This window comes from Pseudomonas sp. SST3 (assembly GCF_003325755.1).
This window is the reverse complement of record NZ_QORI02000005.1, coordinates 85,388-107,416: the sequence shown is the minus strand read 5'-3', so window position 1 is coordinate 107,416 and position 22,029 is coordinate 85,388. Positions and strand designations below refer to the sequence as shown.

Sequence of the window (22,029 nt, the reverse complement as noted above, 5' to 3'; positions counted from 1 at the left end):
TCAGAGGTTATCCACAGAACATTGCACAGCGACAGGGGATAACCGAACGAAAATGCTATCGAAGCGATATTCAGAAACTAAGAGCCGCCCGGCGCGCAGGTCAATTAGCCTTTCGCCCATCAAAGCAGCGCCAAGGTGCCATCATGTCCAGCTTCGACCTTTTTCAGACGTTGTTCGCCAACTACGCACTGGCTGTCAGTGGCGGCTGCAGCGAGAGATGCCTTGTAGGCTGATGCGATCCCCGTGACCTCCACCTGGCGTCGGGGTTAATCTGCCGGCCACGTGAATGACGGAGTGAGCGATGTCCCTGCAATCGATCTGCATATTCTGCGGTGCCAGTACGGGCGCCAACCCCATCTATCGAGAAGCTGCCATCGCGATGGGCCAGACCCTGGCGGAGAATGGCATCCGACTGATCTATGGCGGCGGTGCGGTTGGCTTGATGGGTGTGGTGGCTGATGCCGCCATGGCGGCCGGTGGCGAAGTGATCGGCATTATTCCCCGCAGCTTAAAAGAGCTTGAAATCGGCCATACAGGCCTGACGCGACTAGAGGTGGTCGACGGCATGCATGCGCGCAAAGCACGCATGGCCGAACTCTCCGATGCCTTCATCGCGCTGCCGGGCGGCCTTGGCACCCTGGAAGAATTGTTCGAAGTCTGGACCTGGGGCCAGCTGGGCTATCACAGCAAGCCGCTCGGGCTCCTGGACACCAACCAGTTCTATAGCAAGCTGAGCCACTTCCTGGATCATCTCGTCGAGGAGGGCTTTGTGAAAATGAAATACCGCTCTATGTTGCAGCGCAGCGACTCTCCTCGGAATCTCTTGCAGCGGCTTAACGCTTGGCAGCCGAGTATTCATAGCCGCTGGCAGAATGCCCAGTGACCTGAACAAGCCCCCCGGTGTCGTGGGCGGAAAGCTGTATGAAAAATAAACAGCTTTCCGCAACAGCCATGCCATGGCGCTCTCGACGACTTTACGGGCTGTTATCCACAACTCTCTCCACAGCAAACGGGGATAAGTGTCGGTCAACAATCCGAATCCAGCAAAAAAACCGTTACGAAACAGTCGCTAATGCCTTGTACAAGACGTGCTGCTGTGCGTACCAGCACCGCTTCCAAGCATTGATCAAAGCGTGATCAGCCAACGCCAACGCTAGTGCCGCACGGCTCCGGACGGTCAGCCCATAGCTTATCCACAGATCGCTGCACAGTTACCTTGGATAACTACCGTGCTGTTCGGAACGAACTCCCCTGCTTCTGCTCGTTCAAACGATCATGCAGAACACGTCAGGACAGCCCATGCATATCTTGTCTCCTCTGGAGATCCAGCCGCTTCCATATAAGGCAGGCTCTCAGTGACCTCCTTTCTCGGATTGGTGCTGGTGGCTTTCGTCTGCTTCGCCCTGGTCTTCCTTATCAAGCAGCGACAGTTCAACCATCCCGCCGTACGGATGCCATATCAACTGAAACATCCATTCTTTCAACCGAGCGAAGGCGAGCTGTTGGCATTGCTGCAACAAGCGGCCGGTGACGATCATTTGATCCTGAGCAAGGTGCGAGTTGCCGATGTGGTCGAAGTGACGGCGATTCCCCGGCGATCCCCCTGGTACCAGGCCGTCAACCGGATATCCGCGGCACGCTTCGACTTTCTTCTTTGTGACCGGACCACGCTGGAGCCTCGTTGCGCCATCGAAATGGAGCAGGCATCTGATTCGAATGCCTTTCTCGATGAGCTTTGCCAAACGATCGGCTTGCCCTTGGTACGCCTGGCTCCCGAAACGGCACGTTCATACGGCGATGTTCGCACCGCGATTGACAAGGCGACCGCAGCGGCTACCTAACCGCATCGCCACGAACCACTCGACCGCCACACTTGTGATGCATAACGGAGCAATGCCCCGAACCGGCACTCGAAGCAGAAGCCAACAGCGCTGCAGTTGACCGAAGTGACAGGCTGCGGAGAAACAGGGCGTCACAATGCTGCCCGAGTTGATTGATCTTGAGGAGCGGAGCAATTCCTGGCTCTCTGCGCCCAGCGGTGTCTCTGGAGAAAGGAATTCGATAATGGGTGGTTTGCTGCGCAACGTACTGACTTTGCTTCTGGCGCTGCTACGCCGCGAGCGCAACACGCCGGACCAGAGGCTGTCCAGCCGCTTTCTGGTGACCCCGTTGGATGTAGGCGCTATCAAACTCAAGAGTGACCGCTATCTACGTCTGACCGAGGCAGCGCAGATCGATTTTCTCGCACGCACCGGCCTTTTTGGCACGCTGGTGCGCCAACGCTATGCCTTCGTCAACGCCTCGGTCCTTATTCGCTTCACCGCGCCGATCAAGCTCTTCAGCTGGTTGAAGATTGAATCGCGAGTGATCTATCACGACGCCCGCGTTACCTACTTTGAGCATGTGTTCCTCAGCGGCCCCGTTCGTTGTGCCTGTGTGCTGGTGAAGATGAAATTCAAACACGGGCGACAGACTATCGCCCCGTCAATGCTCCTCGGCAGCGCCGGCTGCACAGAAAAGCCAGACTATTTGCAGGCTTGGGACGATGCCCTCGCGCAAAACTGGCCATGACCACAACCAGGGACGATTCTTGACGTGAAATCTACATGCCATTGAAATCCCGCCTTGCCGCGCTGTTCGAACAGGGCTCACGGTTAATTCGCCGCTATCCGGGCACAGTGGCGCTATTTGGCTTCTGCTCGGGTATTGCCAGTTTTGTACTGGTGGAGCGCCATGCCGGTTTGGCGAAGGTGATCGCGGCGACCATGCTGGCCAGCTGGCTCTGGCTGATGCTGGAAAACAGCCTGCGCCGCCGCCTGGAGCGCCATTTCGGTTGGAAAGTGCCACGTCCCGTGCTGCGCTACGTCACGCAGATGGTGCATCAGGAAAGCCTGTTCTTCATCATTCCGTTCTTCTTCATCACCACCACCTGGAACAGCGGGCAGGCGGTATTCACGGTGATATTGGGCGTCGCGGCCTTGATCTCGCTGGTCGACCCGCTTTACTACAAGTGGCTGGCACCGCGTCGCTGGGTCTATCTGGCATTCCATGCCCTGACGCTGTTCGCGGTTCTGCTGACTGCGCTGCCCATCATCTTTCACCTGTCCACGCCGCAGAGCTACCTTTGTGCGTTAATCATCGCGGTTCTGCTGGCGCTACCCAGCCTCAGAGGGTTGTTCCCGGAATGGAACTGGAAAAGCATGGTGGCCGTTCCACTACTGGCGGTAATCGTCGGGCTAGCCGGCTGGATGGGTCGTACCTGGGTACCGCCGGCTACGCTCTGGCTCAATGATGTCGCGGTGACCATGAGCATGGACGACGCATCACGCGAGCCCGGCAACCGCCTGCGTCAGCTATCCAGGCGCGAGCTTCACGGCAATGGCCTCTACGCCTTTACCGCGATCAACGCACCGCGGGGGCTGAAGGAACGCATCTTTCATGTATGGGAACACAACGGCCGGCGTGTCGACCGCATACCGCTGGACATCAGCGGAGGACGCGATGCGGGCTACCGCGCCTGGACCCATAAGCGCAATTTTCCTGACAAGGCCCAAGGCCGTTGGCGCGTACGAGTCATGACCGAAGCCGGCCAAATGATCGGCATGCTGCGTTTCGAGGTCACCGAATGAACCGTGATGCGCGGCATGACTCGAACATTTAGATACATGCGATCGCCGAGCTAGCCGGGGGAAGACATGGAATGGTGGGAGATATTGGGCCGCACCGTTGCGTCGGAATTTTCCGACATCCCCGATCTGGAACATGGCATTCGCGTATCCATACGGCTGCTGTTGGCGGCGGCGCTCGGTGGTGTGCTGGGCTATGAACGAGAGTACAAGGGCAAGGCGGCCGGGTTGCGAACCCACATGCTGGTGGCACTGGGCGCGGCGCTGTTCGTGCTGGTACCGCTGGAAGCCGGTATGCCACTCGAGGATTTGTCGCGAGTGATGCAGGGCATCATCACGGGGATCGGCTTTCTCGGCGCAGGTACTATCCTCAAGGGCAGCTCGCAGCGGGACGTCAAAGGCCTGACCACAGCAGCCGGAATCTGGCTGACCGCCGCCATCGGTGTCGCCACCGGGCTGGGGCACGAGTCCACCGCAGTGCTCACGACGGGCTTCGCACTGGTAATTTTTTTGCTGATGCCGAAACTGGAGCAGCACGCCTCGAAAACTGCCCGGCATGACAGCAAACAGGGCCGCGACCGCGAGCAAGGCCCTTGACCCAGCGCGTCGCACCACTCAGCGACATACCAGGAGCCTCCCATGCAACGCCATTACGCTTGTCTGTTGGCCGCGTCCCTGGCGCTCACGCTCTCAGGCTGCGGCGATACCGCCAATCTGCCGGTGCAGTCGGGCTACGGGCCAGACCCTGCGCTCCCGGAACCTAACGAGTCGCTGATATCCCAACGGTCAACATTGCCAAGGCAACCGGCTGGCCGGCTGGAGCGCAGCCACAAGCAGCTCCAGGCTTTCGCGTCGAAGCGTTCGCTCGCAATCTCGACCATCCACGCTGGCTGCATGTACTACCCAACGGCGACGTGCTGGTGGCTGAAAGCGATGCCCCGCCCAAGCCAGAGAGCGGAGGTATTCGCGGTTGGATCATGAAGAAAGTCATGGCACGCGCCGGCTCGGGCGGCGAGAGCGCCAACCGCATCACCCTGCTGCGCGACAAGGACGGTGATGGCACACCGGAGCAGCGCACGGCTTTCCTCGAAGGGCTGAACTCACCCTTCGGCATGGTGCTGGTGGACAATCAGCTCTACGTCGCCAACACCGACACTCTGGTGCGTTTTACCTACGAAGAAGGCGCGACCCGCATCGAGGGTGCGGGAGAGAAAGTCATCGATCTACCGGCCGGCCCGATCAATCATCACTGGACTAAGAATGTAATCGCCAGCCCGGACGGATCGCGGCTGTATGTGACCAGTGGCTCGAACAGCAACGTCGCCGAGAACGGCATGGCAGCCGAAGAGAACCGCGCAGCCATCCTCGAAGTCAACCCTGAGAACAAGACCCTGCGCCTGTTCGCTTCCGGCTTGCGTAACCCCAACGGGCTGGCCTGGCAGCCGGACAGCGGCGAGCTATGGACGACGGTCAACGAGCGCGACCTGATCGGCAGCGATCTGGTCCCGGACTACATGACGTCGGTGTGGGATGGCGGCTTCTATGGCTGGCCTTACAGTTATTTCGGCCAGCATGTTGACCAGCGGGTGAAGCCACCACGACCGGATCTGGTGGCAAAGGCACTGGTGCCGGATTATGCCCTCGGCGCCCATACCGCCTCGCTGGGTCTGGTGTTCTATGAAGGTTCCCTGCTACCGGAGCGTTACCGCCACGGCGCCTTCATTGGCCAGCACGGCTCGTGGAACCGCAAACCCCGCAGTGGCTACAAAGTGATCTTCGTGCCGTTCGAGCAGGGACGACCGAGCGGCGAAACCGAGGATATTCTCACGGGCTTCGTCAACGACCAGGAACAAGCCATGGGCCGGCCGGTGGGCATCGCCGTCGACAAAGCCGGTGCAATACTGGTTGCCGATGATGTTGGCGACACCGTCTGGCGCGTGACTCCCAGCGGAGATTAAGCAACGCAAGCAGTTGGCGGAACTGGCCGATCACATCGCCCCGCCCCGCCATCACAGAATCACGGGGAGCCTGCGCACCAGCCGAATCTCATCGTGCGAAAGCTCGACACCATACGCCAGGACATCCACACCCGCCGCCTGCGCTTCATGCAGCGCCGCCGCATAGTGCGGATCGATTTCGCTTGCGGGACGCACCGCCTCGATCCCGCTCAGGTTCACACAGTACAGAAGCACCGCACGGACCCCGCCGCGCGCCAGCGTGGCCAATTCGCGCAAGTGACGTGCGCCACGCGTCGTCACCGCATCCGGAAAGGCCGCCACGGCGGTGTCGCCGAAGCCGAGGGTCACGCTTTTTACCTCGACGAATGCCGGGCCATCGGCGAAATCCAGCCGGAAGTCCACCCGGCTGTTCTCGACGCCATAGGCCACCTCACGCTTGAGCGCAGTGAAGCCGTTCAGCTCCTCGACAACCCCGGCCAGCAGCGCCTCTTCGACCAGACGATTGGCGCGGGCGGTGTTGATGCAGGCCAGGCGCCCTTGCGGCGTTTCCACCAACTCCCAGGTACCCGGCAGCTTGCGCTTGGGATCGCTGTTGCGCTGAAACCAGACCCGCGCGCCCTCTCCCATGCAGTTAAGCATCGAGCCGGTATTCGGGCAGTGGATGCACAGATGCTCACCGGCATCGGTAACGATATCGGCAAGAAAGCGCTTGTAGCGTCGGATCAGCCGACCCTGCTCGAGAGGCGTGGCAAAGCGCATCAGCCTTGCCAACTCTGCAGGCCGCGGGCGATGCGCTCTACCGCCTGCTCCAGCTGCGGCAAATCCTGGGTATAGGCGAAACGCACATGGTGCTCAGCCTGATGGCGACCGAAATCGAGTCCAGGCGTGATGGCCACGAACTCGGTTTCCAGCATGTGCTGGCAGAAGGCATAGGCGTCGCCGCCAAACGCGCTGATATCGGCATACAAGTAGAAGGCACCCTCGGGTTCGACGGCGATGCCGAACCCCAGTTCGCGCAAGGCTGGCAGCAGGAAATCACGGCGAAGGCCGAATTCGGCCCGGCGTGCCTCGAGAATTTCCAGGGTAGCCGGCTCGAAGCAGGCCAGCGCCGCATGCTGAGCCATGGTCGGCGCGCTGATGTAGAGGTTTTGCGCCAGTTTCTCCAACTCCGGGACCGCCTCCGGTGGCGCAATCAGCCAGCCGAGACGCCAACCGGTCATGCCGAAGTACTTGGAAAAACTGTTGAGCACAAAGGCCCCGTCATCCACCTCAAGCACGCTGGCGGCATCGGTGCCGTAAGTCAGTCCGTGATAGATCTCATCCACTACCAGATGCCCGCCGCGCCCTTTCAATGCAGCGGACAGGTCTGCCAGTTCATTCCGCGTCAGCAACGTACCGGTGGGATTGGCCGGCGAGGCGACCAGCGCACCCACGCTGTCCTTGTCCCAGTAGCGCTCGACCAGATCGGGCGTCAGCTGGTAGCGGACATCGGCCCCCACCGGGACCAGCTGTGCGGCGCCTTCGATCAGGCGAAGGAAATGCCGGTTGCACGGGTAACCGGGGTCCGCCAGCAGCCAGTGCTTGCCTGGGTCGACCAGCAGACTGCTGGCAAGCAACAGCGCACCAGATCCGCCGGGAGTAATCAGCACGCGTTCGGGGTCAATAGACAGTTGATAGCGCTGAGCGTAAAAATCGGCAATCGCCTCGCGCAGCTGCGGCAGCCCTCGGGCGGCGGTATAGCGTGTGTGGCCCGCCGCCAAGGCAGCCTGGCCGGCCGCGACGATAGGCGCTGCAGTGGTGAAGTCCGGCTCGCCGATTTCCAGGTGAATGACATTACGGCCCAGCGCCTGTAATTCGTTGGCTCGCGCCAGCAGTGCCATGACATGAAAGGGTTCGATTGCACGACTACGCGCGCTATATGACGAGGTCATCTGACCTTCCTGATGAGTACAAAACGTGAATTCTACCGAAGGTCCCTCTGACACCGCAGCCACCGTGATATTCGGGAGTAGCGCACCCCGATACGATCTGGTAAGTTCGCCCGCTTGCAGCCGCAGGGCCGGCACGGGCCGGCAGAGGGATTTCACTATCCTGCGCAATGGACATAGCGAGAGGCGTTCATCCATGCCCATTACCAAAACGACACCGAATAACCAATTGATTCGCGCCTTCGTGCCCTACAAGGAAGCCAAGGGCGAGGAGTACATGAGCGACAACATGCGCGCTCATTTCACTGGCATCCTGAACAAGTGGAAGCTGGAGCTGATGGAAGAAGTCGATCGTACCGTGCATCACATGCAGGACGAAGCGGCCAACTTCCCTGATCCGGCCGACCGCGCCAGCCAGGAAGAAGAGTTCAGCCTGGAACTGCGTGCACGTGATCGCGAGCGCAAGCTGATCAAGAAGATCGACGAGACGCTGCAGCTGATCGAAGACAACGAATACGGCTGGTGCGACTCCTGCGGCGTTGAGATCGGCATTCGCCGTCTGGAAGCCCGCCCCACCGCCACGCTGTGCATCGATTGCAAGACGCTGGCAGAGATCAAGGAAAAGCAGATCGGTTCCTGATCCCGAACGGGGCGCTTCGGCGCCCCGCTTCATTTCATACCGCATGCCCTCGCCGCATCCCGCCTCGCTGCTGCTTCACCCGAGCCGGCTTCTCATGCCTTCCACCATTACACCCTCCTCCTATATCGGCCGCTTCGCCCCTACACCTAGCGGTTATCTGCATTTCGGTTCGCTGATCGCGGCACTTGCCTCCTACCTTGACGCTCGCGCGGCCGATGGCCGCTGGCTGTTGCGCATGGAAGACCTCGATCCACCGCGGGAAATGCCCGGCGCGCAGGACGCCATTTTGCGGGCGCTGGAAGCCTATGGTTTCGAGTGGGACGCGAAGATGGTGCGCCAGAGCGAGCGTCTGGATATCTACAACGCAATGATCGATCGGCTCTGGCAGGACGGTCATGCCTATGCCTGCGACTGCTCGCGCAAACAACTGCAACCCTTCGCCGGGCTCTATCCGGGTTTTTGCCGCGATGCCGGCCGGGATGTGACGGGTGCAGCCATACGTTTGCGCGTGCCCGATCGCGAATATGCATTCACTGACCGTGTGCAGGGCGAGTTCCGCCAGCACTTGGGCCGCGAGGTCGGTGATTTCGTGGTCCGCCGTCGCGACGGGCTGATCGCCTATCAGTTAGCCGTGGTGCTCGACGACGCCTGGCAGGGCGTGACCGATGTCGTCCGCGGTGCCGATCTGCTCGACTCCACGCCCCGTCAGCTCTACCTGCAAGAGCTGCTCGGTCTCCCGCAACCGCGGTATCTGCACGTGCCGCTAATCATCCAGCCGGACGGCCACAAACTGGGCAAGCGTTACCGATCGCCACCGCTACAGCCGGAAGAAGCCACGCCGCTGTTGCTCCGCGCGCTGCGCGCCCTCGGCCAGCCAACGGCGAGCGACCTTGCCTATGCGCTGCCCGGCGAACTGCTGGCTTGGGCGATCCCACGCTGGGATGCAGGGCGCATCCCGCGCTGCCGCACCCTGGCCGAGGCGCAGCTGCGCTAAGGCTGCAAAGTGCAAGCAGCAAGCGTAATCAGGGTCCGGTGGGCTTATCCGGCTTTTGCTTTAACTTGCCGCTTGTGGCTTGCCGCTTGCCGCTGCTTTACCATCCGCCTTACTTCCGACACGAGTTCCAGCATGTACATCTACCGACTGGTGCTGCTCCTGGTGGTGGGGATCTACCTGTTTTCCCCAGCGATCATGGACTGGTGGATCGACCCCAACGGCGCCTGGTACCGGCCCTATCTGCTGTGGCTGATCCTTATCGTGGTGACCTTCATCCTTCAGAGTCAGCGCGATGCAGACGAGCTTTAGCCTCAGCCACCTGATCCTGATCAGCGTCGCCTATCTGCTGGTGCTGTTCGGGGTGGCCTGGGTCAGCGAGCGCGGGCTGATCCCACGCTGGGTGATTCGCCATCCTCTGACCTACACCCTGTCGCTGGGCGTCTATGCCAGCGCGTGGGCGTTCTATGGCACCGTGGGCCTGGCCTACCAATATGGTTACGGTTTCCTTGCCACCTATCTGGGGGTCTGCGGCGCCTTTCTGCTCGCGCCGGTGCTGCTTTACCCGATCCTGCGCATCACCCGCACCTATCAGTTGGCCTCGCTGGCGGACCTGTTCGCTTTTCGCTTCCGCAGTACCTGGAGCGGTGCACTGACAACGATCGTCATGCTGATCGGCATGCTGCCGCTACTGGCCTTGCAGATTCAGGCGGTGGCCGATGCCATCGGCATTCTCACGCTCGAGCCCCTGCAAGAACGGGTGGCACTGGGTTATTGCGTGATGATCATGCTATTCACCATTCTCTTCGGTGCCCGGCATATCGCCACGCGGGAAAAGCATGAGGGGCTGGTATTCGCCATCGCGTTCGAGTCAGTGGTCAAGCTGCTGACATTCGGCGCGATCGGCTTATATGCACTTTTTGTGGTGTTCGGCGGCCCGCATCAGCTGGAAATCTGGCTGCTGCAGAACCAATCGGCACTGCAGGCGTTGCATACGCCATTGCAAGAAGGTCCCTGGCGGACCCTGCTGCTGGTGTTCTTCGCCTCGGCCATCGTCATGCCGCACATGTATCACATGACCTTCACCGAAAACCTCAACCCACGCGCCCTGGTCAGCGCCAGCTGGGGACTGCCGTTATACCTGCTGCTGATGAGCCTGGCCGTGCCGCTGATTCTCTGGGCGGGCCTCAAGCTTGGCGTCAGCACCAATCCCGAGTATTTCACCCTTGGCCTCGGCCTCACCGCGCAGAGCGAAACACTGACGCTAGTGGCGTTCATCGGCGGGCTGTCTGCATCCAGCGGCTTGATCATCGTCAGTACCCTGGCGCTGTCGGGCATGGCCCTTAACCATCTGGTGCTGCCGCTCTACCAACCACCGGCCGAAGGCAATATCTATCGCTGGCTGAAATGGACCCGCCGCAGCCTGATCCTGGCGATCATCATGGCCGGTTACGGCTTCTATCTGCTGCTAGGCGCCGAGCAGGACCTGTCCAATCTGGGCATCGTCGCCTTCGTTGCCACACTGCAGTTCCTGCCCGGCGTGCTTTCGGTGCTCTACTGGCCGACCGCCAACCGCCGCGGTTACATCGTCGGCTTGCTAGCCGGCATCGCCGTCTGGGTGGTTACCATGCTGTTGCCACTGGTGGGTAACCTCAATGGGTTCTATATCCCACTGTTCAACGTCGTTTATGTGCTCGATGACACCAGTTGGCACCTGGCGGCTATCGCCTCGCTGGCGGTAAACGTGCTGGCGTTCTCCCTGTTCTCGCTGTTTACCGAGACCAGCGCCGAGGAGCAGGCCGCCGCCGAGGCCTGCGCGGTGGAAAACGTGCGTCGCCCGCAACGGCGGGAGCTGATGGCCGCCTCGCCGCAGGAGTTCGCCACCCAGCTGGCCAAGCCACTGGGCGCCAAGACCGCACAACGCGAGGTGGAGCAGGCGCTACGGGATCTCCAGCTGCCCTTCGACGAGCATCGTCCTTATGCCTTGCGCCGGCTGCGCGACCGCATCGAGGCGAACCTCTCCGGCCTGATGGGCCCGAGCGTCGCGCAGGATATCGTCGAAAACTTTCTGTCCTACAAGAATGGCGCTGACGGTTATGTCACCGAAGATATTCATTTCATCGAGAGTCGCCTGGAGGACTACCACTCACGCCTGACCGGCCTGGCAGCCGAGCTCGATGCGTTACGTCGCTATCACCGCCAAACGCTGCAGGAGCTGCCAATGGGTGTCTGCTCGCTGGCCAAGGATCAGGAAATCCTGATGTGGAACCGGGCCTTGGAGGAGCTCACCGAGATCCCCGCATTGCAGGTGGTGGGCTCACGCCTGTCGACCATCGCCGAGCCTTGGAAGAGCCTGCTGACCGATTTCATTCAGCAGCGCGATGAGCACCTGCACAAACAGCGATTGCCGCTGGACGGCCACAGCCGTTGCCTGAACCTGCACAAGGCCGCCATCGCCGAACCACTGGCGCCAGGTAACAGCGGTCTGGTGCTCCTGATTGAAGATCTCACCGAAACGCAGCAGCTCGAAGACCGGCTGGTTCATTCCGAGCGTCTGGCCAGCATCGGGCGACTGGCAGCCGGCGTCGCCCATGAAATCGGCAATCCAATTACCGGTATTGCCTGCCTGGCCCAGAATCTGCGCGAGGAACGCGAAGCCGACAACGAGATCATCGAGATCAGCAATCAGATCGTCGAACAGACCAAGCGCGTCTCACGCATCGTCCAGTCGCTGATGAGCTTCGCTCATGCCGGCAGCAGACAACAGGATCTCTACCCGGTGAGCCTGGCCGAGGTGGCGCAGGATGCGATCGCCTTGCTCTCGCTCAATCGCCGCGGCACCGAGGTGCATTTCTTTAATCTATGCGACCCCAGCCACCTGGCCGAAGGCGATCCGCAGCGCCTCGCCCAAGTCCTGATCAACCTGCTCTCCAACGCCCGCGACGCATCGGAGCCCGGCGGCGCAATCCGCGTGCGCAGCGAGCTGTCCGAACAGACCGTTTACCTCATCATCGAAGACGAAGGCAGCGGCATTCCGCAATCGATTCAGGACCGCCTGTTCGAGCCTTTCTTCACCACCAAGGACCCCGGCGAAGGGACAGGGCTGGGCCTTGCACTGGTCTATTCGATCGTGGAAGAGCATTATGGACAGATCAATATCGACAGCCCGGCAGACCCGGAAACCCAACGCGGCACCCGTTTCCGCATTACCCTGCCACGGTATGTCGAGGCGAAAGATGCCATTGATTGACGAAGCGATGGGCGCTGTTGCCCTGCTACCGGCCACGCACGACAAAACGTGCTACGGCTCAGACCAGGGCTTGCACAAGTCGACACCGCAGCCCGGCGCTGGCAGATCCAGGCCACATCGCGACAGCTTGCACAGCCCGCGGAACCAGCGCCACACGGCGCCGTTTCCCATCGGCCTGTAGCCGCCTTCAGACCGTCGAGAGAGTACTGATGTCACATATCCTGATCGTCGAAGACGAAACCATTATCCGCTCCGCCTTGCGCCGACTGCTCGAACGCAACCAGTACGAGGTGAGCGAAGCCGGTTCGGTGCAAGAAGCACAGGAGCGCTTCAGCATTTCGGGTTTCGATCTCATCGTCAGCGACCTCCGGTTGCCCGGCGCGCCCGGCACCGAGCTGATCAAGCTCGCCGACGGCACGCCGGTGCTGATCATGACCAGCTACGCGAGCCTGCGCTCTGCGGTCGATTCGATGAAAATGGGCGCAGTGGACTACATCGCCAAGCCGTTCGACCACGACGAGATGCTGCAGACCGTGGCTCGTATCCTTCATGATCGGCAGCAGGCGGCCACCGCTCCAGCTACTGCGCCCCGCGGCGCCTCGACCCAGGCAGGCGCAGCAGGCGAGCGCGACTCGGGTAACAGCGAGATCGGGATCATCGGGCGCTGCGGCCCGATGCAGGATCTGTTCAGCAAGATCCGCAAAGTCGCACCGACCGACTCCAATGTATTGATCCAGGGTGAATCGGGCACCGGCAAGGAGCTCGTCGCCCGCGCCCTGCATAACCTCTCCCGACGCGCCAAGGCACCGATGATCTCGGTCAACTGCGCGGCCATTCCGGAAACCCTGATTGAGTCCGAGCTTTTCGGTCACGAAAAAGGCGCGTTCACCGGCGCCAGTGCCGGTCGCGCCGGCCTGGTCGAAGCAGCAGATGGCGGCACCTTGTTTCTCGACGAGATTGGCGAGTTGCCACTGGAAGCACAGGCGCGGCTGTTACGGGTGTTACAGGAAGGTGAAATCCGGCGTGTCGGCTCTACCCAATCGCAGAAAGTGGATGTGCGCCTTATCGCCGCAACCCACCGCGATCTGAAAACGCTGGCCAAGAACGGGCAATTCCGGGAGGACCTCTATTACCGGCTGCACGTGATTGCCTTGAAGCTACCGCCGTTGCGCGAGCGCGGCGCTGATGTGCTGGAAATCGCCAAGGCGTTCCTCGCACGGCAAGGCGAACGCATGGGCAGCGAGGATCTGCATTTCTCGCGTGAGGCCGAGCAGGCCGTACGGCTTTACGCCTGGCCCGGCAACGTACGCGAGCTGGAGAACGCTATCGAGCGGGCTGCGATCCTCAGCGAGAGCGAAGAAATCAGCGCCGAGCTTCTGGGGATCGACATCGAGCTCGACGACCTCGATGACGACTTCGAAGCGCCTTGCGCCCCGCTGGGCGCAGCTGTATCGACAAGCAACGAGCCGACCGAGGACCTTTCGCTGGAGGACTACTTCCAGCACTTCGTCCTTGAGCATCAGGATCACATGACCGAGACCGAGCTTGCGCGCAAGCTCGGTATCAGCCGCAAGTGCCTATGGGAACGCCGCCAGCGTCTGGGAATTCCGCGGCGCAAATCGAGCGCCACCGGGTAGCGGGTTGTTACCCACCCCACCACCACGTAACAGAAACCGGGTTCATCGGTAACGGGAACCCGGTTTTTTTGAAGCCAAAACAGAGACAAAAATTACCAAGTCGTTGTTTTTAAATGACTTTTAAAAAGTGGCACGGCAAATGCTTTCTATCTGGCACAACAACAATAACAAGCAGACCCACAATAAGAACAAGACGTACCGGCTCTAGCAGAACAAATACAAGAAGGCAGAGACGTAGCTAACTGATTCTTTTGGAGAGGAACTGCCAAATGGGGTTTTCGCCCCACGACCAGGCTGAGAACAACAAAAACTGCATAAAGCAGTGCCTGAACTGGTTGGATCATTGCGATTGATGGCAAGTCAGCGACCAAAGAAATCCGTTTGCTCTTTGCTCCCAATGTAGGAGCGATTCCCGAAAGCGATAGCTGCAGGGAACGGGTGATCAAACAAAAACAACACGCCCGAAATACTAATAACAACAAAGCACGCGACATCATTTTAAAGGGGAGCTTCGGCTCCCCTAGTGCTTTCCGGCTCCGGCCGATGTTTTGACACCTCCCCGCGGTTCGTTCACCATCCCTGCTCCCGGTGCTAGAATCCACGCTCGTTTCGTGGCCATTCCCTACGCCACCTTGTCATTTCGCCACACAGTGCCTCTCATGCTGAAAAAGCTGTTCCAGTCTTTTCGTTCTCCCCTGCGCCGCTTCCCGCATCCCCGTCGCACACCCGAAATACTGTCCAGCCGGCAGCATTCGCTGCACCGCAACGACCTGAGCCGGCATGCCGTCAGTGTTGTTGAGCGACTTCAGCAAGCCGGCTATGAAGCTTACGTCGTTGGCGGTTGCGTCCGCGATCTACTGCTGGAGCTGGACCCGAAGGATTATGACGTCGCCACCAGCGCCACACCCGAGCAGGTACGTGCCGAGTTTCGCAACGCGCGGGTCATCGGCCGACGCTTCAAGCTGGTTCACGTGCACTTCGGCCGTGAGATCATCGAAGTCGCGACCTTCCGAGCCAACCATCCGGAAGCGGATGACGAAGAAGCCAGTCACCTCGCATCGCGCAACGAAAGCGGGCGAATTCTGCGCGACAACATCTACGGCACACTGGAAGACGATGCCCAGCGCCGTGACTTCACCATCAACGCCCTGTATTTCGACCCGTCGAGCGAGCGCATTCTCGACCATACTCACGGCGTCCGTGACATTCGCAACCGGCTGATTCGCCTGATCGGCGATCCCGAGCAGCGCTACCAGGAAGACCCGGTGCGCATGCTTCGAGCGGTTCGTTTCGCCGCGAAGCTGGATTTCGAGATCGAACAGCACAGCGCCGAGCCCATTGCCGATCTGGCCGAGCTGTTGAATGAAGTCCCCTCGGCCCGCCTATTCGACGAGATCATCAAGCTGTTTCTCAGCGGCAAGGCCGAACGCACCTTCGAATTATTGCTGGAACACGACCTCTTCGCACCGCTGTTCCCGGCCAGCGCTGAAGCCTTGGAAGACAATCCCGAATACACCGGCACCTTGATTCGCAACGCCCTGGCCAATACTGATCTGCGCATCGCTCAAGGCAAGCCTGTTACCCCCGCATTCCTGTTCGCCGCTCTGCTCTGGCCGGCCCTGCCGGCGCGCGTCGCTGAGGTGCAAGCCCGAGGATTGCCGCCGATTCCGGCGATGCAGGAGGCCGCCCACGATCTGATCTGGGAGCAATGCCAGCGCACCGCCATTCCCAAGCGATTCACCATGCCGATGCGGGAAATCTGGGACATGCAGGAACGCCTCCCGCGCCGCCAGGGCCGCCGCGCCGACCAGTTGCTGGATAACCCGCGCTTCCGTGCCGGTTACGATTTCCTCCTGCTACGCGAGAGCGCTGGCGAGGAAACCAACGGCCTGGGCGAATGGTGGACCGATTATCAGGACGCCAGCGACAGCGAGCGCCGCAACATGATTCGCGGCCTGAGCAGCAAGGACGACGGCAGCGGCGCACCGCGCAAACGGCGCCGCAGCGGACGCCGCAAGCGCGGCCCGAACGAAAGCGCACCCGCGTCCGCCGAGTAAGCCGGTAATGGAACGGGTTTACATTGGCTTGGGCAGTAACCTGGCCGAGCCGCGCGAGCAACTACGCGCCGCCGTCACGGCACTGGCGGACCTCCCCGCGTCCCGACTCGTCGCCCTGTCTTCACTGTATATCAGCGACCCGCTCGGCCCGCCCGACCAGCCCCGCTACAACAATGCCGTCGCCGTGCTCGAAACCACCCAGGCCCCATTGGAGCTGCTCGACGCGTTGCAAGCCATCGAGCAGGCCCAGGGTCGCGAACGCAAAACCGATCGCTGGGGGCCGCGCACGCTGGACCTGGACATTCTGCTCTACGGCGATCAGCTGATCGATGGGCCACGTTTGACGGTGCCGCATTATCACCTGCACGCCAGGCCCTTCGTGCTCTATCCGCTAGCCGAGGTAGCGCCCGAGACCTTACAGCTGGCCGATGGACGCCATCTGGATGATCTGCTCGCAGCCTGCCCCTTCGAGGGTCTGGAGCGGGTGGGCGAGATGCTGTAACCACTCGGTAACAGTTGTAACGGCGCTGGTAACACTCCCGATTGACTTAGCACGCCGCCATCGTGACTATAAGCGCCCTCTGCCGGCACGCATCGAACCGGGGCACTCGCGCCCCCAACGCTGACGCTCCGACCGCAACCGTGATCCCTCAGAGGCTCTAGGAGGACGGCATTCATGCCAGACGTAACCCTGACTACCCTGCAAGGCCTCAAGCAGAAAGGCGAAAAGATCGTCATGCTCACCTGCTATGACGCGACCTTCGCCAAGACAGCCTGCGAAGCCGGGGTCGAGATGCTACTGATCGGCGACTCCCTGGGCATGGTCCTGCAAGGACACGACAGCACGCTGCCGGTGACTGTCGAAGAGATGGCCTATCACACCGCGTGCGTCAAACGCGGCAACCGAGGCGCGATGATCCTCGCCGACCTGCCCTTCATGGCCAACGCGACCATTGAGCAGACGCTGGACAACTCCGCGACGCTGATGAAAGCCGGCGCGCATATGATCAAAGTCGAGGGTGCGGCATGGTTGGCCGAGTCCATTCGCCTGCTCGCCGAGCGCGGCATTCCGGTCTGCGCCCACATGGGCCTGACCCCGCAGGCGGTGAACATCTTCGGTGGCTATAAGGTTCAGGGGCGGCAGGAAGCGCAAGCACAGCAGATGATCGAGGATGCCAAGGCCCTCGAAGCCGCGGGGGCAGCGATGCTGTTGCTTGAATGCGTGCCCAGCGAACTGGCCGCTCGCATTACCCAGGCGGTCGCGGTGCCGGTGATCGGCATCGGCGCCGGCAGCGCCACTGATGGCCAGGTTCTGGTGTTGCATGACATGCTCGGGCTGTCGCTCAGCGGACGGGCACCTAAGTTTGTCCGGAACTTCATGCGCGAGCATGGCGATATCCCCACAGCCATCGCCGCCTACGTCCGGGCCGTGAAGACCGCTGAATTTCCCGCAGCCGAACATGGGTTCTCCGCATGAATATGGTCAGAACCATCGCCGACCTGCGCGCCGCGGTGAGCCGTGCGCGTGGCGAAGGCAAACGCATCGGCTTCGTGCCGACCATGGGTAACCTGCACGCCGGCCACATCGCATTGGTGAAGAAGGCTAGCCAGCGAGCCGACTTCGTGGTTGCCAGCATCTTCGTCAACCCGCTGCAGTTCGGCCCTAACGAAGATCTCGCCAGCTATCCGCGAACGCTGACCGCGGACCAGGACAAGCTCTTCGAGGCGGGCTGCCATCTGCTGTTCGCGCCCAGTGTCGAGGAGATGTATCCCCATGGTCAGGCCATGCAGACCATTGTCCGCGTGCCCGGTGTGTCCGAAGGGCTCTGTGGTGGTAGCCGGCCAGGTCATTTCGATGGTGTCTCGACGGTCGTCAACAAGCTGTTCAACATGGTGCTGCCAGATCTCGCAGTGTTCGGCCAGAAGGACTTCCAGCAGCTGGCGGTGATCCGCACCATGGTTCGCGACCTGAACATGCCGGTCCAGATTGTCGGCGAGCCTATCGTTCGCGCCGAGGACGGCCTGGCATTGTCGTCGCGCAACGGCTACCTCAGCGCGAACGAACGCACGATTGCTCCGGCCCTGTACCGCACCCTCGGTCAGCTGGCAGAGACTATAAGCAACGGGAATCGCGACTACCCGGCACTGGTGACCCAGGGCCAACAGACGCTGCAGGCCGCCGGTCTGCGCCCTGACTATCTGGAGATCCGTAATGCCGTTGACTTGCAGCCCGCCGACGCGGAGACCCGCGAGCTGGTGATTCTTGCCGCCGCCTTCGTCGGCAAGACCCGTCTGATCGACAACCTGCTGGTGACCAGCAACCCCGCGTCGTTGTAACCGTCGACCATCGACATACCTTGCCTGTCCCTCGGTCTTGATCACACATGAGGGTTCGGGCACACTCTGCGCCGCTTGCGCCCCCGGAGGACCCCGCCATGCACGCAATCATGCTCAAGGCAAAACTGCACCGCGCCCAGGTGACCCACTCGGTGCTGGATTATGAAGGCTCCTGCGCCATTGACGGCGACTGGCTGGACCTGGCCGGCATTCGTGAATACGAGCAGATCCAGATTTACAACGTCGACAATGGCGAGCGCTTCACCACCTACGCCATCCGTGGCGAAGAAGGCTCGAAGATCATCTCCGTCAACGGCGCAGCCGCCCACAAGGCCGGCGTCGGCCACCGGGTAATCATCTGTGCCTATGCGCACTACAGCGAAGCCGAACTGGCCAACTTCAAGCCACACGTGCTCTACATGGGCGCAGACGGCGATCTCAGCCATACCAGCAACGCCATTCCGGTTCAGGTTGCCTGATTTCGAATGAGCCGTTCCAGAGCCCGCAACGCCCCCTGCGCTGCGGGCTTTTTTGCGCCCTGGGGCTTTTCGTGGACAGGTGAATCTGCAATGGTCCCAAGCTGGCCTGGCCACCGTCGGTACCGCACGCAGTAAGTATTCGGAACGCCGGGCGTTTTTCCAAGTCTGACTGTCTCGGCGGTGCAGGATGCGCCACCGCCGCTTCACTGAACCGAAGCGGCACGCGCCCCGTGCATTCAGGATGAATGCCAGCGCGTCAGCATGATCGAATGACTGTTCAGCCGCTGCCGCCCACGCCATGTTTACCCATGGCATGGAGCCGTTCAGATTTGCAGACAGTCCGCCAAGCAAAGGAAGCCGCACTACCATGAGCTATTACCAGCACCCTCTCGATGCCACCGGCCTGTCGTCCTGGAAGGCCTTGGAAGAACACCGCCTGGCCATGCAGAACTTCAGCATGCGCGAAGCATTCAAGGCCGACCCGACACGCTTCGATGACCTGTCGGTTTCCTGTTGCGGCCTGTTTCTCGACTATTCGAAGAATCTGATTACCCCGGAAACCCGCACACTGCTGGTCAATCTGGCCCGTGAAGCCGGTGTCGAGCAGGCCGCACACGCCATGTTCGAAGGCCAGCGGATCAACGCATCGGAAAACCGCCCGGTACTGCACACGGCACTGCGCCGGCCGATGGGCGATTCGGTGACGGTCGACGGCCGGAACATCATGCGCGACGTGCACGCCGCCTTGGCGCAGATGACCGATATCGTCACTCGCATTCACAACAACCTCTGGCGCGGCTTCAGCGACAAGACCATCACCGATGTTGTGAACATCGGCATTGGCGGTTCGTTTCTCGGCCCGCAGCTGGTATCCGAGGCGCTATTGCCGTTCACTCAGCACGGCGTTCGTACGCACTACCTGGCGAATATCGACGGCAGCGAGTTCCGCGAAGTGACCGCCAAGCTGAACGTCGAAACTACCCTGTTCATCATCTCGAGCAAGACCTTCGGCACCCTGGAAACCCTGAAAAACGCCCAGGCGGCACGCACCTGGTATCTGGGCAAGGGTGGCACGGAAGAGAAGCTCTATCGCCACTTCATCGCCGTGACCAGCAACAAGCAGGCCGCAGTCGACTTCGGCATCCGTGAGAAGAACATTTTCCCGATGTGGGACTGGGTTGGCGGACGCTACTCATTGTGGTCGGCTATCGGTCTGCCCATTGCGCTGGCCATCGGCATGTCCAACTTCAAGGATCTGCTGTCTGGTGCCTACAGCATGGACCAGCATTTCCTCAATGAGCCGTTCGAAAGCAACATGCCGGTATTACTGGCGATGCTGGGCGTCTGGTATCACAACTTCTGGGACGCGCAGAGCTATGCCTTCCTCCCCTACGATCATTATCTGCGCAACTTCGTCAAACACCTGCAGCAGCTGGACATGGAGTCCAACGGCAAAAGCGTGCGTCAGGACGGCACACCCGTGTCCTGCACCACCGGCCCGGTGATCTGGGGCGGCGTCGGCGCCAACGGCCAGCATGCCTACCATCAGTTGTTGCACCAAGGCACTCCGTTGATCCCAGCCGATTTCATCGTGCCTGTGGTCAGTCACAATCCGGTTGCAGATCACCATGAGTGGCTCTACGCCAATTGCCTGTCGCAAAGCCAGGCGCTGATGCTCGGCAAGACCCGCGAAGAAGCCGAAGCCGAACTTCGCTCCAAGGGCATGAGCGAAGCCGAGATCGAGCGTCTGGCGCCGCACAAGGTGATCCCAGGTAACCGTCCAAGCAACACGGTGGTGATGGAAACCATCAGCCCCGGCCGTCTCGGTGCGCTGATTGCCCTGTACGAGCACAAGGTGTTCGTACAGGGCGTGATCTGGGGGATCAACTCTTTTGATCAGTGGGGCGTGGAGCTGGGCAAGGACCTGGGCAAGGCCGTCTATGGTCAGATGACCAGCTTCGATGCGCCACCTGCCGAAGACGCCTCGACCCAGGGTCTGATTGACTTCTTCCGCGGGCGACATCGCGGCTGATCCTGTCATGCATACCGGGCAGCGCTTCAGCTGCTGTCCGGTTTCCCCTTTTCCGCTGCCTTGTTTCCATGCAACGTCGCAACAGCTGATCGGCTAGGCCGACAACCCCGACGCTCGGGTAACATCATCCATCCCGTCCGAGCCAAGGCGTCACCATGGAATTCATTCGCCGTCATATCGAATCGCAGGTGGTCAGCCTAACCGGGCTTGCCATAGGCGGTGTCGACTATGAAAACCCACCGGGTGACCCGGGGCTGTTCGGACCCAACTCGGTCTGCTGGCGAGTCCACGGCGATTTCACCTCGATGCTGATCGGTGGCATTTCCGCGCTGCTGCTCCAGGCGCTTCACCCACTGGCGCTCGCCGGCGTCTGGGATCACTCGAATTTCCGTGAAGACCTGCTTGGCCGTCTGCGACGCACCGGGCAGTTCATATCCGCAACGACATTCGGCAGCCGGGCCGACGCCGAGCGATTGATCGAGCGGGTCCGCTCTATTCACCAGAAGGTCACCGGCCACGCGGCCGATGGCCGCCCCTACGCCGCATACGATCCGGACTTGCTGACGTGGGTGCACGTCGCCGAGGTCAGCAGTTTTCTCAAGGCGCATCTTCGCTATCTGAATCCGTCGCTGTCCGGCGATGACCAGGATCGCTATTACGCGGAAGTTGCGCTGATCGCCGAGTCACTCGGCGCACGCGAGGTGCCGCGCTCAAGGCAGCAGATCGCCGATTACCTGCAAGGAATGCGACCCCAGCTGCAGTGCGACGAGCGCTCGCGGGAGGTCATGCGCGTTCTGTTCAGCGCGCCGGCGCCTAGCACCCTTGCCCGCCCGTTCGGTGCAATGATGATCCAGGCCGGTGTGGAATTGCTGCCCGACTGGGCGAGCACCATGCTCGGGCTGCAGCAGAGCCCCCGCCAACGCCAGCTGATACAACTCGGTGTCAGGCGCACCGCGCCAGTGTTGCGCTGGGCGGTGCGTAACGGCTCGGTTCACCGCGCGCGTCGGCGTATGGGACTGCCCAGCCGCTAGCGTGACCGGCAGGTTTCGCAAGTGGAGCCGTTCCGAGCGGTATGCCAACATGGGCGCCCGGCG

General features: G+C 61.1%; 19 protein-coding genes and 1 pseudogene. 18 read left to right on the top strand and 2 right to left on the bottom strand.

From position 1 onward, the window contains the following. Positions 1-301: 301 nt before the first annotated feature. The 6 genes and pseudogenes from DQ405_RS06900 to DQ405_RS06875 all read left to right on the top strand — a co-directional run bounded on the left by DQ405_RS06900 (position 302) and on the right by DQ405_RS06875 (position 5,584). Entirely contained in the window at positions 302-883 is a 582-nt protein-coding gene (locus DQ405_RS06900) for an LOG family protein (RefSeq protein ID WP_168423498.1), read from the top strand. Positions 884-1,355: 472 nt separating this feature from the next. Then, entirely contained in the window at positions 1,356-1,841 is a 486-nt protein-coding gene (locus DQ405_RS06895) for a DUF2726 domain-containing protein (protein WP_342030399.1), read from the top strand. A 136-nt stretch (positions 1,842-1,977) separates the two neighbouring features. Further along, a complete protein-coding gene (locus tag DQ405_RS06890; protein ID WP_168423497.1) occupies positions 1,978-2,571 on the top strand; it encodes a thioesterase family protein in 594 nt (197 codons plus the stop codon). 35 nt (positions 2,572-2,606) lie between these two features. After that, the gene (locus DQ405_RS06885; RefSeq protein WP_168423496.1) at positions 2,607-3,629 is read left to right on the top strand and encodes a DUF5924 family protein; all 1,023 of its coding nucleotides are present in this window, start codon (positions 2,607-2,609) and stop codon (positions 3,627-3,629) included. Positions 3,630-3,695: 66 nt separating this feature from the next. After that, on the top strand, positions 3,696-4,223 hold the full coding sequence (locus DQ405_RS06880) for an MgtC/SapB family protein (protein WP_168423495.1): 528 nt from the start codon (positions 3,696-3,698) through the stop codon (positions 4,221-4,223). Positions 4,224-4,265: 42 nt separating this feature from the next. Next, a pseudogene (locus DQ405_RS06875) lies at positions 4,266-5,584 on the top strand (PQQ-dependent sugar dehydrogenase). A gap of 51 nt (positions 5,585-5,635) precedes the next feature. Here the strand turns inward: DQ405_RS06875 and sfsA are convergent. Beyond that, positions 5,636-6,343 (bottom strand): DNA/RNA nuclease SfsA, encoded by a 708-nt coding sequence (sfsA, locus tag DQ405_RS06870; protein ID WP_168423494.1) that lies wholly within the window; start codon positions 6,341-6,343, stop codon positions 5,636-5,638. Then, a complete protein-coding gene (locus DQ405_RS06865; protein ID WP_168423493.1) occupies positions 6,343-7,515 on the bottom strand; it encodes a pyridoxal phosphate-dependent aminotransferase in 1,173 nt (390 codons plus the stop codon). The genes sfsA and DQ405_RS06865 overlap by 1 nt, the downstream gene beginning before the upstream one ends. Before the next feature lie 193 nt (positions 7,516-7,708). Here DQ405_RS06865 and dksA point away from each other — a divergent pair, with 193 nt between their 5' ends. From dksA to DQ405_RS06805, 12 genes are all read left to right on the top strand, one after another. Next, positions 7,709-8,152, top strand: coding sequence for an RNA polymerase-binding protein DksA (gene dksA, locus DQ405_RS06860; protein WP_168423492.1), 444 nt, complete (start codon positions 7,709-7,711; stop codon positions 8,150-8,152). A 94-nt stretch (positions 8,153-8,246) separates the two neighbouring features. Next, positions 8,247-9,146 carry a tRNA glutamyl-Q(34) synthetase GluQRS gene (gluQRS, locus tag DQ405_RS06855; protein WP_168423491.1) on the top strand — a complete coding sequence of 300 codons (900 nt, stop codon included), beginning with the start codon at positions 8,247-8,249 and terminating at the stop codon, positions 9,144-9,146. A 132-nt stretch (positions 9,147-9,278) separates the two neighbouring features. Then, the gene (locus tag DQ405_RS06850; RefSeq protein WP_003095129.1) at positions 9,279-9,455 is read left to right on the top strand and encodes a hypothetical protein; all 177 of its coding nucleotides are present in this window, start codon (positions 9,279-9,281) and stop codon (positions 9,453-9,455) included. Beyond that, a complete protein-coding gene (locus DQ405_RS06845; RefSeq protein WP_168423490.1) occupies positions 9,439-12,393 on the top strand; it encodes a sensor histidine kinase in 2,955 nt (984 codons plus the stop codon). The genes DQ405_RS06850 and DQ405_RS06845 overlap by 17 nt, the downstream gene beginning before the upstream one ends. Before the next feature lie 209 nt (positions 12,394-12,602). Next, positions 12,603-14,030, top strand: coding sequence for a sigma-54-dependent transcriptional regulator (locus tag DQ405_RS06840; RefSeq protein ID WP_168423489.1), 1,428 nt, complete (start codon positions 12,603-12,605; stop codon positions 14,028-14,030). 659 nt (positions 14,031-14,689) lie between these two features. After that, complete coding sequence (locus DQ405_RS06835) at positions 14,690-16,087, top strand: polynucleotide adenylyltransferase PcnB (protein ID WP_168423488.1); 1,398 nt, start codon at positions 14,690-14,692, stop codon at positions 16,085-16,087. A gap of 7 nt (positions 16,088-16,094) precedes the next feature. Further along, positions 16,095-16,589: a 2-amino-4-hydroxy-6-hydroxymethyldihydropteridine diphosphokinase gene (gene folK / locus DQ405_RS06830; RefSeq protein ID WP_168423487.1), complete on the top strand. Its 495-nt coding sequence runs from the start codon at positions 16,095-16,097 to the stop codon at positions 16,587-16,589. A gap of 174 nt (positions 16,590-16,763) precedes the next feature. Continuing rightward, the gene (gene panB / locus DQ405_RS06825) at positions 16,764-17,564 is read left to right on the top strand and encodes a 3-methyl-2-oxobutanoate hydroxymethyltransferase (RefSeq protein WP_168423486.1); all 801 of its coding nucleotides are present in this window, start codon (positions 16,764-16,766) and stop codon (positions 17,562-17,564) included. After that, positions 17,561-18,424 (top strand): pantoate--beta-alanine ligase, encoded by an 864-nt coding sequence (gene panC / locus DQ405_RS06820; RefSeq protein WP_168423485.1) that lies wholly within the window; start codon positions 17,561-17,563, stop codon positions 18,422-18,424. The genes panB and panC overlap by 4 nt, the downstream gene beginning before the upstream one ends. Positions 18,425-18,522: 98 nt before the next feature. Further along, positions 18,523-18,903, top strand: coding sequence for an aspartate 1-decarboxylase (gene panD, locus DQ405_RS06815; protein WP_168423484.1), 381 nt, complete (start codon positions 18,523-18,525; stop codon positions 18,901-18,903). 367 nt (positions 18,904-19,270) lie between these two features. Beyond that, on the top strand, positions 19,271-20,935 hold the full coding sequence (pgi, locus tag DQ405_RS06810) for a glucose-6-phosphate isomerase (RefSeq protein WP_168423483.1): 1,665 nt from the start codon (positions 19,271-19,273) through the stop codon (positions 20,933-20,935). 155 nt (positions 20,936-21,090) lie between these two features. Continuing rightward, the gene (locus DQ405_RS06805; protein ID WP_168423482.1) at positions 21,091-21,966 is read left to right on the top strand and encodes an oxygenase MpaB family protein; all 876 of its coding nucleotides are present in this window, start codon (positions 21,091-21,093) and stop codon (positions 21,964-21,966) included. Positions 21,967-22,029: the final 63 nt, after the last annotated feature.

Excerpts from the sequence above, each read along its gene's own strand:
- DQ405_RS06890 (WP_168423497.1), top strand. The coding sequence starts at position 1,978 with ATGCTGCCCGAGTTGATTGATCTTGAGGAGCGGAGCAATTCCTGGCTC.
- DQ405_RS06900 (WP_168423498.1), top strand. The coding sequence starts at position 302 with ATGTCCCTGCAATCGATCTGCATATTCTGCGGTGCCAGTACGGGCGCC.
- DQ405_RS06805 (WP_168423482.1), top strand. The coding sequence starts at position 21,091 with ATGGAATTCATTCGCCGTCATATCGAATCGCAGGTGGTCAGCCTAACC.
- folK (WP_168423487.1), top strand. The coding sequence starts at position 16,095 with ATGGAACGGGTTTACATTGGCTTGGGCAGTAACCTGGCCGAGCCGCGC.
- panD (WP_168423484.1), top strand. The coding sequence starts at position 18,523 with ATGCACGCAATCATGCTCAAGGCAAAACTGCACCGCGCCCAGGTGACC.
- DQ405_RS06840 (WP_168423489.1), top strand. The coding sequence starts at position 12,603 with ATGTCACATATCCTGATCGTCGAAGACGAAACCATTATCCGCTCCGCC.
- panC (WP_168423485.1), top strand. The coding sequence starts at position 17,561 with ATGAATATGGTCAGAACCATCGCCGACCTGCGCGCCGCGGTGAGCCGT.
- DQ405_RS06835 (WP_168423488.1), top strand. The coding sequence starts at position 14,690 with ATGCTGAAAAAGCTGTTCCAGTCTTTTCGTTCTCCCCTGCGCCGCTTC.
- DQ405_RS06885 (WP_168423496.1), top strand. The coding sequence starts at position 2,607 with ATGCCATTGAAATCCCGCCTTGCCGCGCTGTTCGAACAGGGCTCACGG.
- DQ405_RS06850 (WP_003095129.1), top strand. The coding sequence starts at position 9,279 with ATGTACATCTACCGACTGGTGCTGCTCCTGGTGGTGGGGATCTACCTG.
- dksA (WP_168423492.1), top strand. The coding sequence starts at position 7,709 with ATGCCCATTACCAAAACGACACCGAATAACCAATTGATTCGCGCCTTC.
- sfsA (WP_168423494.1), bottom strand. The coding sequence starts at position 6,343 with ATGCGCTTTGCCACGCCTCTCGAGCAGGGTCGGCTGATCCGACGCTAC.
- gluQRS (WP_168423491.1), top strand. The coding sequence starts at position 8,247 with ATGCCTTCCACCATTACACCCTCCTCCTATATCGGCCGCTTCGCCCCT.
- DQ405_RS06845 (WP_168423490.1), top strand. The coding sequence starts at position 9,439 with ATGCAGACGAGCTTTAGCCTCAGCCACCTGATCCTGATCAGCGTCGCC.
- pgi (WP_168423483.1), top strand. The coding sequence starts at position 19,271 with ATGAGCTATTACCAGCACCCTCTCGATGCCACCGGCCTGTCGTCCTGG.
- panB (WP_168423486.1), top strand. The coding sequence starts at position 16,764 with ATGCCAGACGTAACCCTGACTACCCTGCAAGGCCTCAAGCAGAAAGGC.
- DQ405_RS06865 (WP_168423493.1), bottom strand. The coding sequence starts at position 7,515 with ATGACCTCGTCATATAGCGCGCGTAGTCGTGCAATCGAACCCTTTCAT.
- DQ405_RS06880 (WP_168423495.1), top strand. The coding sequence starts at position 3,696 with ATGGAATGGTGGGAGATATTGGGCCGCACCGTTGCGTCGGAATTTTCC.